The following is a 16,543-nucleotide window of genomic DNA, read 5'->3' as shown; positions in this document are numbered from 1 at the left end:
TAAAAATTCTAATTTTTTTAATATAGAAGAAGGAATTTTTAGATTTATGTTCAATATATAAATATAAGCAATTAGAGACATATTAAAGAAACGTCTTTAAAAAGGAGGATAAAAAATGAAATTTAAAGAGATTCAAGGCAATATTAAAAATTCAATAATTCCTGCAGTACCCGTACCATTTAACACAGATGGCTCTATAAACTACGAATCCCATCAATCCTATGTAAAATGGATGAATCAGCAGCCAATAAAATGTGTTGCATTGTGGGCACATACAGGAAGAGGACTTTATCTTTCAGAGGAGCAAAGAGAAGAGGTTTTTAATGCTTGGAGAAATGGCCTTAGTGATGAAAAATTGATTTTATGTGGTGTTGGTGCTAAAAATGATGGTCAAATAGATGACGAAGGCTATATTGAAAAAGCAGTAGAAATGGCTGTACATGCAAGAAAGTTAGGGGCAGATATAATACTTCCTTATGCGCCGACTCTATTTAGAGGCAGACCAGATCAGGATGAGATGATAATCAAGTATCATAAGAGGATAGCAGAGGTTGGACTTCCTATGGTTCTGTTCTTCTTGTATGAAGCTGCTGGAGGAATTACTTATTCTAAAGAGGTGCTAAGGGAGTTATTTAAGATAGAAAATGTTGTTGGAATCAAGATGGCGACCTTAGACTCTGTAATGACTTATCAAGACGTCAGCAATTTAATAATGGAAGAAGCTCCTCATGTATCCTTGATTACAGGGGAAGATAGAATGTTTGGATATACCATTATGAGAGGGGCAGTAGGAGCCTTAGTAGGCTTGGGCAGTATTTACACTAAGCTGCAAAATGAAATGATGAATGCTTACTATAATGGAAACCACAAGAATTTCTTAGAAAAATCCACTATTGTAGATAATTTAGCAGAGCATACATTCTACTATCCTATGGAGGGCTATATACAGAGAGTTCTTTATATATTAGCTAAAAAAGGAATAATACAAATGGAGGCTGCTAATGATCCATATGGTCCTTTAGTAACGGAGGAAGAAAAGAGAAGGATTGACAGATTTATTGAAAAGCTAGGAGATATGTAATTTCTAATGAAAGGAGAGAGATTCTATGGATAATGTATATTTACTAAATCATGAGCCTAACATTAATCCAAGTCTAAAAGAGCAGATAAGCTCAGATTATGAACAGATTAAATACGAAAATATGGGATTGGAAAAATATATCCTAGAAAAATATAATCTGGATGTGTCTGGGAAGTATGGAAGTCTAGTTACTAAAAATCCTTTCGGAAAGGCTTCAGGCCAGCTTTCATCTAATATATCTCAAATAAAGACGGATGCTGTTGATGGCTTAGGCTTTGCAGTCATAAAGACTGTTATTTCACAGGATGAAAATTTAGAATCCTCTATGGAGGACTGGAAGGTAAAGGCTCCTAAAATGGTTGTAGAAGAAATAGTAAGCGAAAGGGGGGAAAAAGGATATACGGTTACTTGGAAGGGCAGAGGCTGGGATAAAAGCTTTGAAGACTATTTAGAGCTAGTAGCTAAATCCTTTGATATATACAAGGAAACTCAAATGCCTGTTATCCCGTCAGTTCAATACCATCTTCCAAATAGTGAAGAGGATTTCAGAGAATCTGAGTACCGATTTACTACAAAATCTCTAGAAAGGGTTTGGAGAGAATCTTCTGTAGATTTACCATTTATAGTTGAGCAGGATTTCAGTGCAACCCTATCAGGCTTAAAAAATACTAAAGAAGAAATATTGAGATGGCTAAGAGTAGTTCCAGAGATGATAGATAAATATATAGCTACGGATAATAAAATAATTGGAGTCAAATTATTCAATCCATCATTTGATGATGATTTTCAAGTGGACATGGTAAGGACTTTAAATGACAATGCCTCTGATATAGTAGGCACTATTACTTGCTTCAACAGGCTATTTGATTTCAATAAGGAATTCGAAGGCAAGAAGGGAATTGCCTACGGAGGATATGATTTAAGCGACAGGAATTTACGAGTCCTCACTAAATTCATAGCTGAATATAAAGAGAAAACGTTTGTTCCCATTAGCGCAACAGGGAATATCAATTCAGGCAGGATGATGGTAGAGTATGCGTTAAGAGGCGCTACATCTGGACAAATCCATACTTTTTTCCAAATACCAAGTGAGAATTTTGGGTTGAAGGAAGGCAGCAGGACAAAGAAAGCATTGCATGAGCTAATGTTTAATCCCACTAATGGATTAGTTGCTACTATGATTTCATTAAGAAATACACTTGGAATAAAAGAAGATAATGTATTTAGATTTTTAGACATACCAGAACTGCATAAAAAGATTCAGTTAGACAAGCTAAAGTAGGTGATATTTTGGATAGCTTTAACCAATTGTGGCTTAAAATAAAGGATCAAGTAATAGATTTAAGACGAGATATTCACAAGTGGCCTGAGTTGGCATTTGAAGAGTACAAAACTCAAGAGAAAATAATTGAAGTGCTGAAAAAGCATGATGTAGACTACGAAATAGTTGCTAAAACTGGAGTATTAGCAACGATACATGGGAAGCATCCTGGCAATACTATTGCAATAAGGGCAGATATAGATGCACTTTCAGTGAAGGAAGAAACAGAGCTACATTTCCAGTCTGAAAGAGAAGGATATATGCATGCCTGTGGTCATGATGGACATATAGCTATTGCAATGGGAACTCTATTAGCTCTATTAGAAAATAGAGAATTTAATGGAAGGGTTAAATTCATATTCCAGCCAGCAGAAGAAAAAATAGGTGGAGCTAGGCATTTTGTAGAAGGCGGACATTTAGATGATGTGTCATGTATAATGGCATTGCATCTATGGCCTGGACTTAGGGAGGGAACCATTGGGATTAAGGATGGAGCTTTTATGGCTTCTAACGATTATTTCGAAATAGAAATAAGGGGAAAATCAACCCATGGTGCCAGACCAAATGAAGGTATAGATTCCATATATATAGGAGCTAAAATAGTTGACGAATTGAAGACATTGGTTTCAAGAGAAGTAGATCCTGTAAAAGGTGCAGTAATAAGCATAGGAAGCTTTAATGGAGGAAATAGCTACAATATAATACCAGAGACAGTTCATATACAAGGAACTACCCGTTGTCTTGACAAAAACTTGAGAGAGTTCCTCGGAAGGAGGATACAAGAAATTTGCAAGGGAATAGGAAATTTGTATGGGGCAAGTGTAGATGTCAATTATGTATATCAGTATCCTGTTACCTATAACCATGAAAAAGTCAATAACATAATAGCTAAAGCAGGAGAAAAGGTATTAGGTAATGACAGCGTAATAAAGTTTACAGAACCTCTTATGATATCTGAAGATTTTTCATTTTTCACAGAAAAAGTACAGGGAGCAATGTTTTTGCTAGGCATTGGCAATGAAGAAAAGGACTGTATTTATCCTCTTCACCATAGCAAGTTTAAGTTTGATGAAGAGACAACCTTGAAAAATGGAATCAATATTATGTATAACTCTATAATCAATTTTTAAATTAATAGATTGATTACCTAAATAAAAATAGGGAGGTATTATTGATGAAAAATGATATGGCCGAAAAAACAACGAAGAAAGAAACTAATGCTTTTAAGAAAATAATTTCATTAATTGGACCTGGTCTAATAACAGCGGCAGTTGTAATGGGACCTGGCAGCATAACTGTCAGCAGTAAAGCAGGAGCGACAATGGGTTATTCAATATTATGGACAGTTGCTGTAGCTGCAATTATGATGGGTATGTTTTCAAAGATGGGATCTACTATTGGAATTATGTCAAAGCAATCTTTCTTGCAGACTGTAACTAGTAAATATGGGCGTGTAGTTGCATTTATTATTGGTTTAGGTGGATTCTTTATAGTAGCTGGATTTCAAACAGGGAACAATATTGGAGTAGGCCTTGCCTTTAGTACTATGTTTGGTGGGTCCATTGGAATGTGGGCTGCTATATTTACTGTAATAGCGCTAGTATTCTTGTGGGGATTTTCAAACATATATGGTATCTTAGAAAAAGTAATGACATTTTTAGTATTTATAATGATAATAACATTTTTCGGAAACTTATTTGCTATAAAACCAGATTTCGGACAATTGATGAAAGGATTTATACCTAGCAAGCCTCAAATATTCGGATTAGTTGTTTCTATATCTGCTACAACATTTAGTGTGGCTGCAGCAGCTTTCCAAGCTTATTCTGTTCGTTCAAAGGGATGGACAAAAAATGATTTAAAAGAAGGAATTAAAAGCTCCAACATTGGAATTACAATATTAGCCCTTATTAGTATGGTTATTATGATAACAGCTGCAACTGTACTGAAACCAGCTGGTGTCGAAATAAATAGTGCTATAGATATGGCGATGCAGCTAGAGCCTTTACTTGGGCCTGCAGCTAAATGGTTGTTCTTATTTGGATTCTGGTCAGCAGCATTTTCATCTTTTATAGTAAATGCTATGATTGGGGGAACTCTACTTGCTGATGGTTTAGGTCTAGGAGATACCATGGATAGCAAATGGTCTAAAATATTTGCTTCATTTGTAATGGTATTAGGTACAGTTGCTGCTATAGCATTCGGACAAAACCCACTTCAATTATTAGTATTAGCACAAGGAACAACTATATTTGCTGTTCCAATGATAGCTATAGTAATGCTTCTATTATCAAATGACAAAGATATAATGCAGGAATATAAGAACAAGACATTGACTAATATCATTTCTGTACTTGCAATAATTTGGTTAATTTACTTATCATATAATCAGCTTACAGCATTTATTAAATAAAATTATTTATAACTAAGCATCAAAGAGCTAATCTAGAGTAAATGGGTTAGCTCTATTTTATTTTATAATTTATTTTTTTGCTAAAATTATGAAATTATATTATAGTATAATTAATGTTGAAGTATTATTAACAATAAATCAGTCTATTATTATTGTGTAATGATTTTAGTAGGAGGTATTGCCATGGCAAAAAACAAGAAAAAAGTTATATGGATAGCTGCTGCAGTCATAGTAGGAATAGCTATTATATCTGCTGGAGTATTAAAGGCGCTAAATACAGAAAAAGGTGCTAGTACATATGTATCAGTAGTAGAAGTAGAAGTAGAAAATGATTTCGACTCAACCTTGATTACTGAGGGAATTTTGAAATCTAAGGAGCAAAGAAATGTGGTTTCAAATCTTCCTTATATGATACAAGAAGTCCTATTTAAAGAAGGCGATAAGGTATCAGAAGGAGATGTATTGTTAAAGCTTGATGTAAAGGATTTAGAAAGCAAGATAAAAACTGCTGAACTAAGTCTTGAAATGGAAAGACAAAGACTTAAAAACCTAGAGAGACAGCTTGATGAATCAAGCAGTACCATGGAGCTTGAGAAAAGTCTTGAGAATGCTAAGCTAGCCTATGAAAATGCTCAAACGAAATATGAAGGCTCAAAAACTCTCCATGATGCAGGTGCCATAAGTAAGGCTGTGCTAGATGCTGATGAGGCCAATATGATAACAGCTAAAAATAGCTATGAGCTAGCGCAGAAGAGAATAGAAGACTCAGAAAACAAAGAAGATTTAAAATCAAATATAGACATTCAAAGAAAAAATGTGGAGATTCAGGAAATAACCCTACAATCTCAGAAGGAGTCTCTAGGGGAATCAATTATTAAAAGCCCTATTAGTGGAACCATAGTTGGGTTAAATGCACGTGCTGGTATACCTGCAACTGCTGCAACGCCTTTATTTGTTATAGAGGATACAAATAGCCTTGAAATAGAAGTTGGTATAGGAGAATATGATATAAGTGAAATACAGTTAGGGCAAAAGGTAAAGGTTACAGGAGAGGCTTTTAAAGAAAAAGAAATAAGTGGAGTTGTATCTTTTATAGCGCCGTCAGCGACTATTGTACCGACTGGAACTGGAAAGGAAATACAGGTAACAGTTAAAATCGATATACCTAATGCTGATGATTACTTAAAGCCTGGGTTTACAGCCAATGTGGCCATTAATACTGCACATAAAAAAGAGGCATTAGTTTTACCATATGAAACAATGTATGAGAAGAAGGATGGTACAAAGGTAGTATTTAAGGTAGAGGATAATAAGATAAAGGAAGTACCTGTTACTATAGGTATTCAAGGAGATCTAAAGCAAGAGGTTATTTCACCAGATATTAAGCAGGGAGACAAAATAGTTGCTAATCCTAATGAGAAGCTGCATGATGGATTAGAGGTTTCAATTTCAAACAGTACAGGTGAGCAGAAATGATAAAGATAGAAAACTTAGGTAAGATATATGATACAGGAAAAATATCTGTAGAGGCTTTAAAAAATGTAAATCTTGAAATACAGAGTAATGAATTTGTTTCTATAATGGGTGCTTCAGGGTCAGGGAAATCCACTCTTATGAATATATTAGGCTGCTTAGATAAACCCACATCAGGAAGCTATTCATTAGATGGGGTATCAGTGGAGAAGCTAAATGAAGTGGAGCTTGCTGCAGTCAGAAATAAAAAGATTGGCTTTGTGTTTCAATCTTTTAACCTATTGTCTCGTACATCTGCACTAAAAAACGTGGAGCTGCCAATGACTTATGCTGGCATATCAAAAAAAGAAAGAAGAGCTAAAGCCTTAGAGGTACTAGAAAAGGTAGGTTTGGGTGAAAGAGTAGATCATTTGCCAAATGAGCTTTCTGGCGGTCAAAAGCAGAGAGTGGCCATAGCAAGGGCCTTAGTGAATAATCCATCAATACTGCTTGCCGATGAACCTACTGGAAACTTAGACACTAAATCTGGAGAAGAGATTATGGCAATATTTCAGCAGCTTAATAGAGAGGGAGTTACCATAGTATTAGTAACCCATGAGCTTGAAATTGCTCAGCATACTAAGAGAGTAGTATTATTTAGAGATGGTTGCCTTATAGATGATAGGGAAGTAGAAAATCAAATTATAATAAAGCCACAGACAGCAAGTGAATAATGAGGTGATAGGATGAATTTTTTAGAGAGCTTAGGCTCTGCGCTATCAAGTCTTTGGGCAAATAAAATGCGTACTTTCTTGACTATGCTTGGAATAATCATAGGAATATCCTCTGTTATAGCGATAGTATCCTTAGGTCAAGGAAGCCAGGCTCAGATAGGGAATGAATTTGAAAAGATAGGGGCTAATTTAGTAGCCATCTATACAAACTGGGAGAAGGATCTAAATAGAAACGACTATTTTGATGATGAGGACTTAAATACAATCAAGAGGGTATTTGGCGATAAGATAACAGGAGTTTCTGTTATGCTTGGTATGAATGGTACAGCTGTTAAGGGCAGAAATAATGCTCCTGTAGACATGTATGGTGTGAGTGAGGATTATATTAAGATGACATCTATAGATATTGTAGATGGAAGATTTCTTACAGAAACTGATATTAAAGGTAACAGGAAAGTTGCCATAATAGACGAAAAGCTTGCAGATAAAGTATTCAAGAGAAAAGATGTATTGGGAGAAAATCTTATAATAGATACAGGTTCTTCAAAACTTTCTCTAACTATTATAGGTATTTATAAGACGCCGGGAGGTACTCTTGAAAATCTGGCTCAACAATTTTCAGGAGATAGAACTACACTTTATGTTCCTTATAGTATGGTGAAGAGTGTAGGAGGGTATGGAGACAAGTATTATCAGTTCCAGGTTAATATTTTAGACAGCAAAAAAATTGATGAAGTAAGTAAGGAAATGATTAGTGTATTAGAAAGAAAACATAAAAGTGTTGGTAAAGACTACTATCTTTATCAAAGTGCACAGCAGCAGATGGATATGATGAATAATGTGCTCAACATGCTTTCTAGTGTTGTTGGAGCTATAGCAGCTATTTCACTTTTAGTTGGTGGAATAGGAGTTATGAACATAATGCTTGTGTCAGTAACAGAAAGGACTAGAGAAATAGGCATAAGAAAAGCTATTGGAGCTACTAGGAAGGATATATTAGTTCAATTTCTGGTAGAAGCTATGATTGTATCAGGAACTGGCGGATTAATTGGAACTGTTTTAGGGCTTACAATACAGAGTATAATAGCTATGTCTATTGGAATACCTCCTTCTGCCTCCATAGGCACTATCCTAATAGCTGTACTATTTTCAGCAGCAGTAGGTATATTCTTTGGAATGTATCCTGCAAACAAGGCTGCAAAGCTTGATCCAATAGAAGCTTTAAGATATGAGTAATTTAAGGGATATTTATGTCTAGAGGGATACATGTTAAGGTACGGGGACATGGGAATGTCCCCATACAATATTGGGAATATCTCTATGAAATATCAGAGTGTCTCTAATAGATATTAGAATCTCTTTAAATTAAAAATATGAAGGGAGGATTAAAATGGCTGAAAATATTAATCAAAATCAAAATGAAGTAAATGAAGTAAAACCTTTTAGTTGGTGGGAAAGATTAAAGTATATTTTTATTCGCCCAAGTAAGGTTTTTGAAAATCTAAAAGATTATCCAAAGGTTTTATTCCCAATGCTTGTAATACTACTAGGAATTTTAGCTACTTATTTGCCTAGAATAGGCACGATGAAGGAGGCAATAATTCAGCAATTTGCAATGTCAGGAATGGAAGCTCCTGAAGGGTTAATAACTGCGCAAGTTTACACTGGAATAATATTTGCAGTAATTTTGATAGTTATTGTATGGCTGGTTAAAAGTGCATTAATCAATGCATTTTCTGGCTTTGTAAATGGAACAGGTACATTCAAACAAGCATTTTCTGTAATTGCACATTCATATTTCCCAGTTCTTTTAGGCAGTATAATAATTGCTATAATATCATTTATTACAAAGCAAAATAATATACTTACATCTTTAGCTGTATTTTTGCCCGATTCACAAGCTGGTACATTTTTACATACCCTATTAGCAAGTCTAGATGTGTTTGTAATATGGTATCAAATACTTGCAATTATAGGCATATCTAAGGTATATTCAATAAGCAAGAAAAGCTCTGCTATACTAGTTTTGGGCACCTGGATTGTATTTATATTGATTTCTTCAGGACTAGGCGTGCTAGGAATGAAGGCGGCTGGACAGATTTAAGATTAAAAAGTAATTAATTATAAAACAAAAACATAGGTAGATTTGATCTATGTTTTTGTTTTATTTTTTGAAGAAATACAGATAATATAATAAGTAGTTTTATTAAACTTAAATTCAAAAAAATAATTGTAGGAGGGTTATAAATGGCAAGTAAAGACCAACTAAGAAGAGTTGCTGAAAAATGTAGCGAACATAGGTATACATCAGATGATGAAAGAATGATGTCCTCTGTAAATCCATCTGGATATGTGGTGAAAAGCTGTGAGAACTGTGTTCATTTTACAAGAAATCATAAATGTGACTTAGATTTAACTGATGAGATACTTACTAATATGGCCATGGAAATGGACTATGACGAATGGAGTTAGGTTATATAAAAGTACTCGGAAAATTGAGTTAGGTCATAAGAGCTGGGCAAAATTTGCCCAGCTTAAGCTATTTTAACGCTTATTTTCATTATCCCCATTTTCATCATGTTTGCTAGTATCCTTATCTTCTAATGGTATATCATTTACGGCCATCATAAGAGCATAATCTCCATAGCTTATGTCTTTTAACATACCATCAGACATTATATTAGCGGAGGAAAGTTTCCAATAGAAAGGTCTTCTATTATTAGCCATGACATCACTCCTAAGGATATTTTTACCCTTAAAAATTGAGTATTCATATAGACCATTTTCAAGACTTTTATTTAGTCTATGATTATATTTTCTGTAAATCATAAGAATAATATTAAAGCAATATTTAGAACAAAAGCTATTAAAAGGTTTTGCGTAATAAAGCAAAACTTTTTAAGCTTAACTAATATGACACTGCTCTTGAATGTTTTTTGCTATATTTAGGACAGCAGCTTGCTGTCATGCTGAGCGTAAGCGAAGCATCTCTTTTTTTAGAATTTATGGGATTTAAATAATGTATATATGGTAATATGCATTTCATGAGGATATAATATATGATAGAATAATGAAATCTATATGTCATCTTAAACACAGGATTAAGTTACTCCTAATTTAATTAGCACAACAGATTAATTTATGCTCTTATGGGCGAGATTAAGGCTGCGAATGGTTTTATTAAAAGCCATATAAATTTGCTGTGTTTGGATTGGCAACTGTATAATTTGGAGGAATCAAAATGAACAATGATATAAAAAAAGATATAATTACACTTGCAATTGAAACCTCATGTGATGAAACAGCAGCGGCGGTTTTAAAAAATGGCAGACATGTATTATCAAATATAATATCTTCACAAATAGAAATACATAAAAAATTTGGTGGAGTAGTACCAGAGGTAGCTTCAAGAAAGCATATAGAAAATATAAATTTGATTATACAAAATGCATTAGATGATGCAGGAATAGCTCTTGACAATGTAGATAATATAGGAGTGACCTATGGACCAGGTCTTGTAGGAGCTCTTCTGGTAGGCATATCCGCTGCAAAAGCACTTGCATTTGGCAAAGATATACCCCTAGTTCCAGTAAATCATATAGAGGGTCATATATATGCTAACTTCATAGAATATCCTGAACTAGAGCCTCCTTTTGTATGTCTTGTGGTATCTGGAGGACATACTCATTTAGTGTATATGAAGGATTATGGAGATTATGAGCTCCTTGGAAGAACCAGAGATGATGCCGCAGGAGAAGCATTTGACAAAATCGCTAGAGCGTTGGGATTAGGATACCCTGGAGGACCGCTCATAGACAAGCTTGCTGTCATAGGTAATAAAAATGCAGTGGATTTTCCTAGGGCATATCTTGAGGAAGGTAGCTATGATTTTAGCTTTAGCGGCCTAAAATCAGCAGTACTCAATTACCTAAACAGCTCAAAGCAAAAAGGAGAGGATATATCAATAGAAGATGTGGCTGCTAGTTTTCAACAATCTGTAATAGAAGTGCTGACTGAAAAAGCAATAAGAGCTGCTAAGCAAATGAACTCAAATACAATAGTAGTGGCAGGCGGAGTAGCTGCAAATCAAGGCTTAAGAGATATGTTAACTGAAAGAGGGAAAAAGGAAGGATTAGATATTAGATTTCCTTCCAGAATTTTATGTACAGATAATGCTGCTATGATAGGCTGTTCAGCTTACTATAATTTTATTAATGGAAATATGGCAGGTCTTGATTTAAATGCAGAGCCTAATTTAAAGCTTGAGGATAGGATAAAACAGAGCTTATAAAAATGTCTGGGCAAGTTTATAAAAAGTTTTTTACTTTGGTGTTTAAATTGTTAAGCTAATATAATAAAGAATTTTTTGACAAAAATATTTTTTATGTATATCACATTATGTAAACTAAGTTCTTCTAAATTCGACATAAAAAAGTGAATAAGTTATTCACAGCTTGTCCACATTGCTATGCATAAAAATATAGATTGTCTGTGGATAATGTGGAAATATTGTTGTGAAGTACATATCATATTACATGATAATGTGGATAACGTTGTGGATTATGTGAATAATATGTGGATTAAATGGGGAAAATAAAATTTTTGTTATAAGAATTAGAATAATATGGAACAATAGCTACTTTTTAAAGTGTTGACATAATTCGATAGTAGGAATAGAAATATGACAAAAAATTCAAGCAAATTACTAGGATGTTAAACTAGAATTTGCTTGAATTTTCTTATTCCTCTGACACTTCCTCTGTCAGTATAACCCATTCATCATAGAGTAACTCCAGTTCATCTTTAAGCTTTAATATTTCTTGATGAATTTGCTGACTTTTTTCATGGTTCGAATATATATTTGGATCATACATTTCATTTTCCAACTCATGAATTTTATTTTCATAGTTAGAGATATTTTTCTCTAAATCTTTTATCAATTCTTTTTGCTTTCTCTCAAGCAGTTTTTTGTCCTTTTCTTTTTTCTTTTCAGCCTTTAGCTGAGTCTTAGTTTTTTGAGCAATATCATCATCGCTATCGTATATAGGAGCATTCTTTTTTTCTAGATAATACGAGTAATTACCCAAATATTCAGTGATACCAGTATTAGATAAGTCTAGTATTTTATTTGTAACCTTATTTAAGAAATATCTATCATGGGATATAACCAAGAGAGTTCCATCATAGTTTTGCAGAGCATCTTCAAGTACTTCTTTAGAATCTATATCAAGATGATTTGTAGGTTCATCCATTAGAAGTAAATTGGACTTTGACATCATAAGCTTTATCAGTGCCACCCTGCTCTTTTCTCCACCACTTAATTCAGATATTTCCTTAAATATATCATCACCAAAGAATAAAAACTGTGCAAGAAGAGATCTAATCTGGTAGTGGTCTAGTGATGGATTTTCATCCCAAATCTCATCTACAATAGTTTTTTCTTCATTAAGATTAGATTGTTCCTGATCAAAATACCCTATATTGACATGGTGACCTAAATTTATGGTTCCATCAGTTATAGGTACTGTTCCCATGACCATCTTGAAAAGGGTTGTTTTTCCTACACCATTAGGTCCTATAAGCCCAACCTTTTCTCCTCTATATATTTTGAAGCTTACATCACTAAACAGAATGCGTTCATCAAAGGATTTATTTAGGTTTTCTACAGACATTACATCATTTCCACTCTTTACCTTTGGCTCAAATCTAATTTTAGTTTTTTTACTTTCATTAGCAGGAGAATCTATCCTTTTCATCTTATCTAGCATTTTTTGTCTGCTTTGGGCTTGTCTTATATATCTTTGTCCTCCGTAGGACATAAATCTTCTAATGATTTCCTCCTGTCTTGAAATTTCTTTTTGCTGTTCTTCATATTTTTTCTCTAAAAGCTCTAACTCATCTTTTCTCTTTTTCATAAAGCTAGTGTAATTTCCACCATATATTTTTAATAGAGAGCTTTCTAGATAAAATATTTTGGACACAGTATTATCAAGAAAATATCTATCATGAGATATTATTATTGCTGCACCCTTGTATTCCTTAATATATCTTTCTAGCCAGTCTATGGCTTGTATATCAAGGTGGTTAGTAGGCTCGTCTAAAAGTAGAATATCAGGCTTGCTTAAGAGTAGCTTTGCAAGCATAACTCTTGCTTTTTGTCCGCCACTCAAATGAGTTACAGGCATATAGAGCTGTTCTTCACTAAAACCTAGTCCTTTTAGAGTTCCTTTAATTTCGCTTTTAAAGCCATATCCATTTTTATTTTGAAATTCTTCCATGAGATGAGCATATTCATCCATTAAGGAGTCCAGCAGTTTTGATTCTTGCTTTTGACCTTCTGCACTGATACTATGCTCAAGCTCTCTCAGTTTTTCCTCCATGCCTATTAAAGGTGTGAATACATCCATAACTTCATCAAAAATAGACTTATCGCTTTCTATTTGTGTGTTTTGCTCAAGATAGCCTATTTTACAATCCTTTGATACATATATTTCTCCAGAATCCATAGAAATTCTTCCACACAAAATATTAAATAATGTTGATTTGCCAGCTCCGTTTAGACCAACAAGACCAACTTTTTCATTATCATTTAGTGAAAAAGTGATTTTATCTAGTATTGTATCTATTACATAGCTTTTAGATATATTGCTACATGATAAAACTATCACTTTGTTTCCTCCTCGCTTCATACTAATTATTATAATTTTATCAAAAAACGTTTAAAAAAGAAACAATAGGGTATTATTTTTAAAAGGGTAAGAAACAATACTATTGATATAATGGAAATTGGTTACTATTGTCAAATTGACAGAAATTTAACCTAATGATATAATATTTTAAATATTTCGCGACATGAAAATCTGAATAAGAGTGGGTGGAAAATTTATATGGAAAAAGAAAATCGAGTTTCTATGGCAGTCATAAGACGACTACCTAAATACTACAGATACTTAGGTGAACTATTAGATAAAGATATCAATAGAATATCATCCCAAGAACTAAGTAATATTACTGGGTTTACAGCTTCCCAAATAAGACAGGATTTAAATAATTTTGGAGGATTCGGACAGCAAGGCTATGGCTATAATGTTGAAGAGCTATATAAACAGCTTGGTAAAATTTTAGGCTTGGAGAGAACTTATAAAGCTGTTTTAGTAGGTGCAGGCAATCTTGGGCAGGCAATAGCAAATTATAGAGGGTTTGAAGATGCTGGATTTAAGCTTTTAGCTCTATTTGATAAGAATCCTAAGGTAATAGGTTTAAAAATTAGAGATATTGAGATACATGATGTTGATTTACTTGAAAAATTTATTGCAGATAATGGAGTTGAAATAGGAATTATAACTACTCCAAAGGAACATGCACAGGGAGTAGCAGATAAATTTATTAAAAGTAATATAAAAGGCATATGGAACTTTGCTCCTACTGATCTAAAGGTTCCTGAGGATGTTGTAGTTGAAAATGTTCATTTAAATGAGAGCTTATTTATATTGTCATATATGTTTAAAGAAGTGAATAAAGAATAAAACGTGTCGGAAAGCAAAAAGGCGACAAACTGTGTGAAAATCGTCATCCTGAGACAGGTAGTATAAACCCTACTCACTAAGAATCTATACATGTAGGACACTTAACATGTTTTGAAACTTTTTGAGGGCTTCAAATTACAAATTTTTCGAGACATTTGCAGCTGTGATGCTTGCTTATTGGATTATAACCTCTATATTTGGTCAACTTCAAAAGATACTAGAAAAGAAATTAAACAGTGTATACTAAGTATTATTTTATAAATTCACATTAGGAGCTATGATCTCTTTGAACTACAAGGATGTCATAGCTCTTTTGTATAAATCAATTACTAGATTCTGTAGTTGAAAATGTTTGCCTAAATGAGAATTTACTTATGTTATTATGAAATATGTTTTAAAAAGTAAATGAAAAACGGGTAGTGTCCGTATATTGGACACATAGTGTAGTAATAACAGACAAAAACAGACTATTTTTGAGTTTCAATGTAATTAAATGGTGAAGGATTCGAAATTATGTTACTAATATCTTATTATGATACTTATGGAGCCAAACCCTCAGTTTTACTTGAATACTTAGCCTATTTTCCTGCTTTTCTTATTGAGCAAATAACGTTATTTTATTAACAAACATCATGAAAAAGTTCGATAATTAAGTCGTTGTGATTAGCTATCAGTCGCATAAAGTGCTTAATTATTGCCATATTGTTAAGAAAATGTAAGACAAGAGATTAACAAAGATAATAGATATTTAATTTCTATTGAAGTATAATAAAATAAATGGCAAGAGTTTTGCATATATAAAATGAAGTATGTTATAAAAATATCAATATTTTTTCTATAATACAAAATAATGAGGAGGGAATAAAATGAATTTTAGCCTTACAAATGAACAGGAAGCCATAAGAAAAGTCATGAGGGAGTTTGCTGAAAAAGAGATAAAGCCAATAGCAGCAGAAATTGACGAGACAGAAAGATTCCCCAGAGAAAGCGTAGAAAAAATGGCAAGGTATAATATGTTAAGCATACCTATACCAGAGCAATATGGCGGTGCAGGTGGAGATGAGGTAGCTTATGCAATAGCTATAGAAGAGCTTTCAAAAGTGTGTGGAACTACTGGGGTAATATGCTCTGCACATACATCTCTTGGTTGTTGGCCTATATTGAAATTTGGAACAGAGGAGCAAAAGCAAAAATATTTGGTACCCTTAGCTAAAGGAGAGTACCTAGGAGCATTTGGTCTTACAGAACCCAATGCAGGTACTGATGCAGCGGGGCAGCAGACTGTTGCAGTTCTTGATGGTGACGATTATGTATTAAATGGAACAAAAATATTTATAACTAATGGTGGACAGGCAGATGTATACATAATTTTTGCCATGACTGATAAGTCTAAGGGGACAAGGGGTATAACTGCTTTCATTGTGGAAAAGGATTTCCCGGGCTTTAAGATTGGTAAAAGGGAAAACAAAATGGGTATTAGAGCCTCTTCTACTACTGAGCTTATATTTGAAAACTGTAGAGTACCAAAAGAAAACTTACTTGGAGAAATTGGCAAAGGCTTTAAGATAGCTATGGCTACTCTTGATGGCGGCAGAATTGGTATAGCTGCTCAAGCTCTAGGAATAGCTCAAGGAGCTCTAGATGAGTCTATAAAATTTGTCAAAGAAAGACAGCAGTTTGGAAGGTCTATAGGTCAGTTCCAAGGAATTCAATGGATGATAGCTGATATGGTTGCAAGAATAGAGGCTGCAAGATTCATGGTATATAATGCTGCTTGGAGAAAGTCAGCTGGCTTAGATTATGGTAATGCAGCAGCTATGGCTAAACTATTTGCAGCTGAGACAGCAATGGAAGTGACTACTAAGGCAGTGCAGCTACATGGTGGATATGGATATACTAGAGATTATCCTGTTGAAAGAATGATGAGAGATGCGAAAATAACTGAAATATATGAAGGAACTTCACAGGTTCAAAAGATGGTAATATCAGCAAATGCTTTGAGATAGAAAAGGAGTG

General features: G+C 33.8%; 14 protein-coding genes. 12 read left to right on the top strand and 2 right to left on the bottom strand.

Annotation, left to right across the window (positions count from 1 at the left end):
• Positions 1–115: 115 nt before the first annotated feature.
• From QO263_RS18185 to QO263_RS18145, 9 genes are all read left to right on the top strand, one after another.
• Entirely contained in the window at positions 116–1,081 is a 966-nt protein-coding gene (locus QO263_RS18185; protein WP_285624580.1) for a dihydrodipicolinate synthase family protein, read from the top strand.
• Between the two features lie 25 nt (positions 1,082–1,106).
• The gene (locus QO263_RS18180; RefSeq protein WP_285624578.1) at positions 1,107–2,363 is read left to right on the top strand and encodes a beta/alpha barrel domain-containing protein; all 1,257 of its coding nucleotides are present in this window, start codon (positions 1,107–1,109) and stop codon (positions 2,361–2,363) included.
• An 8-nt stretch (positions 2,364–2,371) separates the two neighbouring features.
• Positions 2,372–3,532, top strand: coding sequence for a M20 metallopeptidase family protein (locus QO263_RS18175; RefSeq protein ID WP_285624575.1), 1,161 nt, complete (start codon positions 2,372–2,374; stop codon positions 3,530–3,532).
• 44 nt (positions 3,533–3,576) lie between these two features.
• Complete coding sequence (locus tag QO263_RS18170) at positions 3,577–4,815, top strand: NRAMP family divalent metal transporter (RefSeq protein ID WP_285624572.1); 1,239 nt, start codon at positions 3,577–3,579, stop codon at positions 4,813–4,815.
• 183 nt (positions 4,816–4,998) lie between these two features.
• Positions 4,999–6,291 carry an efflux RND transporter periplasmic adaptor subunit gene (locus tag QO263_RS18165; protein ID WP_285624568.1) on the top strand — a complete coding sequence of 431 codons (1,293 nt, stop codon included), beginning with the start codon at positions 4,999–5,001 and terminating at the stop codon, positions 6,289–6,291.
• Complete coding sequence (locus QO263_RS18160; RefSeq protein WP_285624566.1) at positions 6,288–7,001, top strand: ABC transporter ATP-binding protein; 714 nt, start codon at positions 6,288–6,290, stop codon at positions 6,999–7,001. Before QO263_RS18165 ends, QO263_RS18160 begins: the two co-directional genes overlap by 4 nt.
• 12 nt (positions 7,002–7,013) lie before the next feature.
• Positions 7,014–8,237: an ABC transporter permease gene (locus tag QO263_RS18155; protein WP_285624563.1), complete on the top strand. Its 1,224-nt coding sequence runs from the start codon at positions 7,014–7,016 to the stop codon at positions 8,235–8,237.
• A 154-nt stretch (positions 8,238–8,391) separates the two neighbouring features.
• Complete coding sequence (locus QO263_RS18150; protein ID WP_285624561.1) at positions 8,392–9,105, top strand: Yip1 family protein; 714 nt, start codon at positions 8,392–8,394, stop codon at positions 9,103–9,105.
• A gap of 143 nt (positions 9,106–9,248) precedes the next feature.
• Positions 9,249–9,473: a hypothetical protein gene (locus tag QO263_RS18145; RefSeq protein ID WP_285624558.1), complete on the top strand. Its 225-nt coding sequence runs from the start codon at positions 9,249–9,251 to the stop codon at positions 9,471–9,473.
• 72 nt (positions 9,474–9,545) lie between these two features.
• On the opposite strand, the gene QO263_RS18140 is transcribed toward QO263_RS18145, so the two are convergent.
• The gene (locus tag QO263_RS18140) at positions 9,546–9,728 is read right to left on the bottom strand and encodes a hypothetical protein (RefSeq protein WP_285624554.1); all 183 of its coding nucleotides are present in this window, start codon (positions 9,726–9,728) and stop codon (positions 9,546–9,548) included.
• Between the two features lie 526 nt (positions 9,729–10,254).
• Between QO263_RS18140 and tsaD the strand changes: the two genes are divergently transcribed.
• A complete protein-coding gene (gene tsaD / locus QO263_RS18135) occupies positions 10,255–11,292 on the top strand; it encodes a tRNA (adenosine(37)-N6)-threonylcarbamoyltransferase complex transferase subunit TsaD (RefSeq protein WP_352169768.1) in 1,038 nt (345 codons plus the stop codon).
• 448 nt (positions 11,293–11,740) lie between these two features.
• Here tsaD and abc-f read toward each other — a convergent pair whose 3' ends face one another.
• Positions 11,741–13,669 carry a ribosomal protection-like ABC-F family protein gene (gene abc-f / locus QO263_RS18130; RefSeq protein ID WP_285624548.1) on the bottom strand — a complete coding sequence of 643 codons (1,929 nt, stop codon included), beginning with the start codon at positions 13,667–13,669 and terminating at the stop codon, positions 11,741–11,743.
• Positions 13,670–13,888: 219 nt separating this feature from the next.
• On the opposite strand from abc-f, the gene QO263_RS18125 reads away from it, so the two are divergent.
• Both QO263_RS18125 and QO263_RS18120 read left to right on the top strand, forming a co-directional pair.
• A complete protein-coding gene (locus QO263_RS18125) occupies positions 13,889–14,527 on the top strand; it encodes a redox-sensing transcriptional repressor Rex (RefSeq protein ID WP_285624545.1) in 639 nt (212 codons plus the stop codon).
• An 866-nt stretch (positions 14,528–15,393) separates the two neighbouring features.
• A complete protein-coding gene (locus tag QO263_RS18120) occupies positions 15,394–16,533 on the top strand; it encodes an acyl-CoA dehydrogenase (protein ID WP_285624542.1) in 1,140 nt (379 codons plus the stop codon).
• Positions 16,534–16,543: the final 10 nt, after the last annotated feature.

It is taken from the genome of Proteiniborus sp. MB09-C3 (assembly GCF_030263895.1).
GTDB lineage: Bacteria > Bacillota > Clostridia > Tissierellales > Proteiniboraceae > Proteiniborus.
Note: the sequence above shows the minus strand (reverse complement) of the source record. Positions and strands in the feature narration are given on the sequence as shown.

Excerpts from the sequence above, each read along its gene's own strand:
- QO263_RS18125 (WP_285624545.1), top strand. The coding sequence starts at position 13,889 with ATGGAAAAAGAAAATCGAGTTTCTATGGCAGTCATAAGACGACTACCT.
- QO263_RS18165 (WP_285624568.1), top strand. The coding sequence starts at position 4,999 with ATGGCAAAAAACAAGAAAAAAGTTATATGGATAGCTGCTGCAGTCATA.
- QO263_RS18150 (WP_285624561.1), top strand. The coding sequence starts at position 8,392 with ATGGCTGAAAATATTAATCAAAATCAAAATGAAGTAAATGAAGTAAAA.
- QO263_RS18145 (WP_285624558.1), top strand. The coding sequence starts at position 9,249 with ATGGCAAGTAAAGACCAACTAAGAAGAGTTGCTGAAAAATGTAGCGAA.
- QO263_RS18185 (WP_285624580.1), top strand. The coding sequence starts at position 116 with ATGAAATTTAAAGAGATTCAAGGCAATATTAAAAATTCAATAATTCCT.
- QO263_RS18170 (WP_285624572.1), top strand. The coding sequence starts at position 3,577 with ATGAAAAATGATATGGCCGAAAAAACAACGAAGAAAGAAACTAATGCT.
- QO263_RS18155 (WP_285624563.1), top strand. The coding sequence starts at position 7,014 with ATGAATTTTTTAGAGAGCTTAGGCTCTGCGCTATCAAGTCTTTGGGCA.
- QO263_RS18180 (WP_285624578.1), top strand. The coding sequence starts at position 1,107 with ATGGATAATGTATATTTACTAAATCATGAGCCTAACATTAATCCAAGT.
- QO263_RS18120 (WP_285624542.1), top strand. The coding sequence starts at position 15,394 with ATGAATTTTAGCCTTACAAATGAACAGGAAGCCATAAGAAAAGTCATG.
- QO263_RS18160 (WP_285624566.1), top strand. The coding sequence starts at position 6,288 with ATGATAAAGATAGAAAACTTAGGTAAGATATATGATACAGGAAAAATA.
- QO263_RS18140 (WP_285624554.1), bottom strand. The coding sequence starts at position 9,728 with ATGGCTAATAATAGAAGACCTTTCTATTGGAAACTTTCCTCCGCTAAT.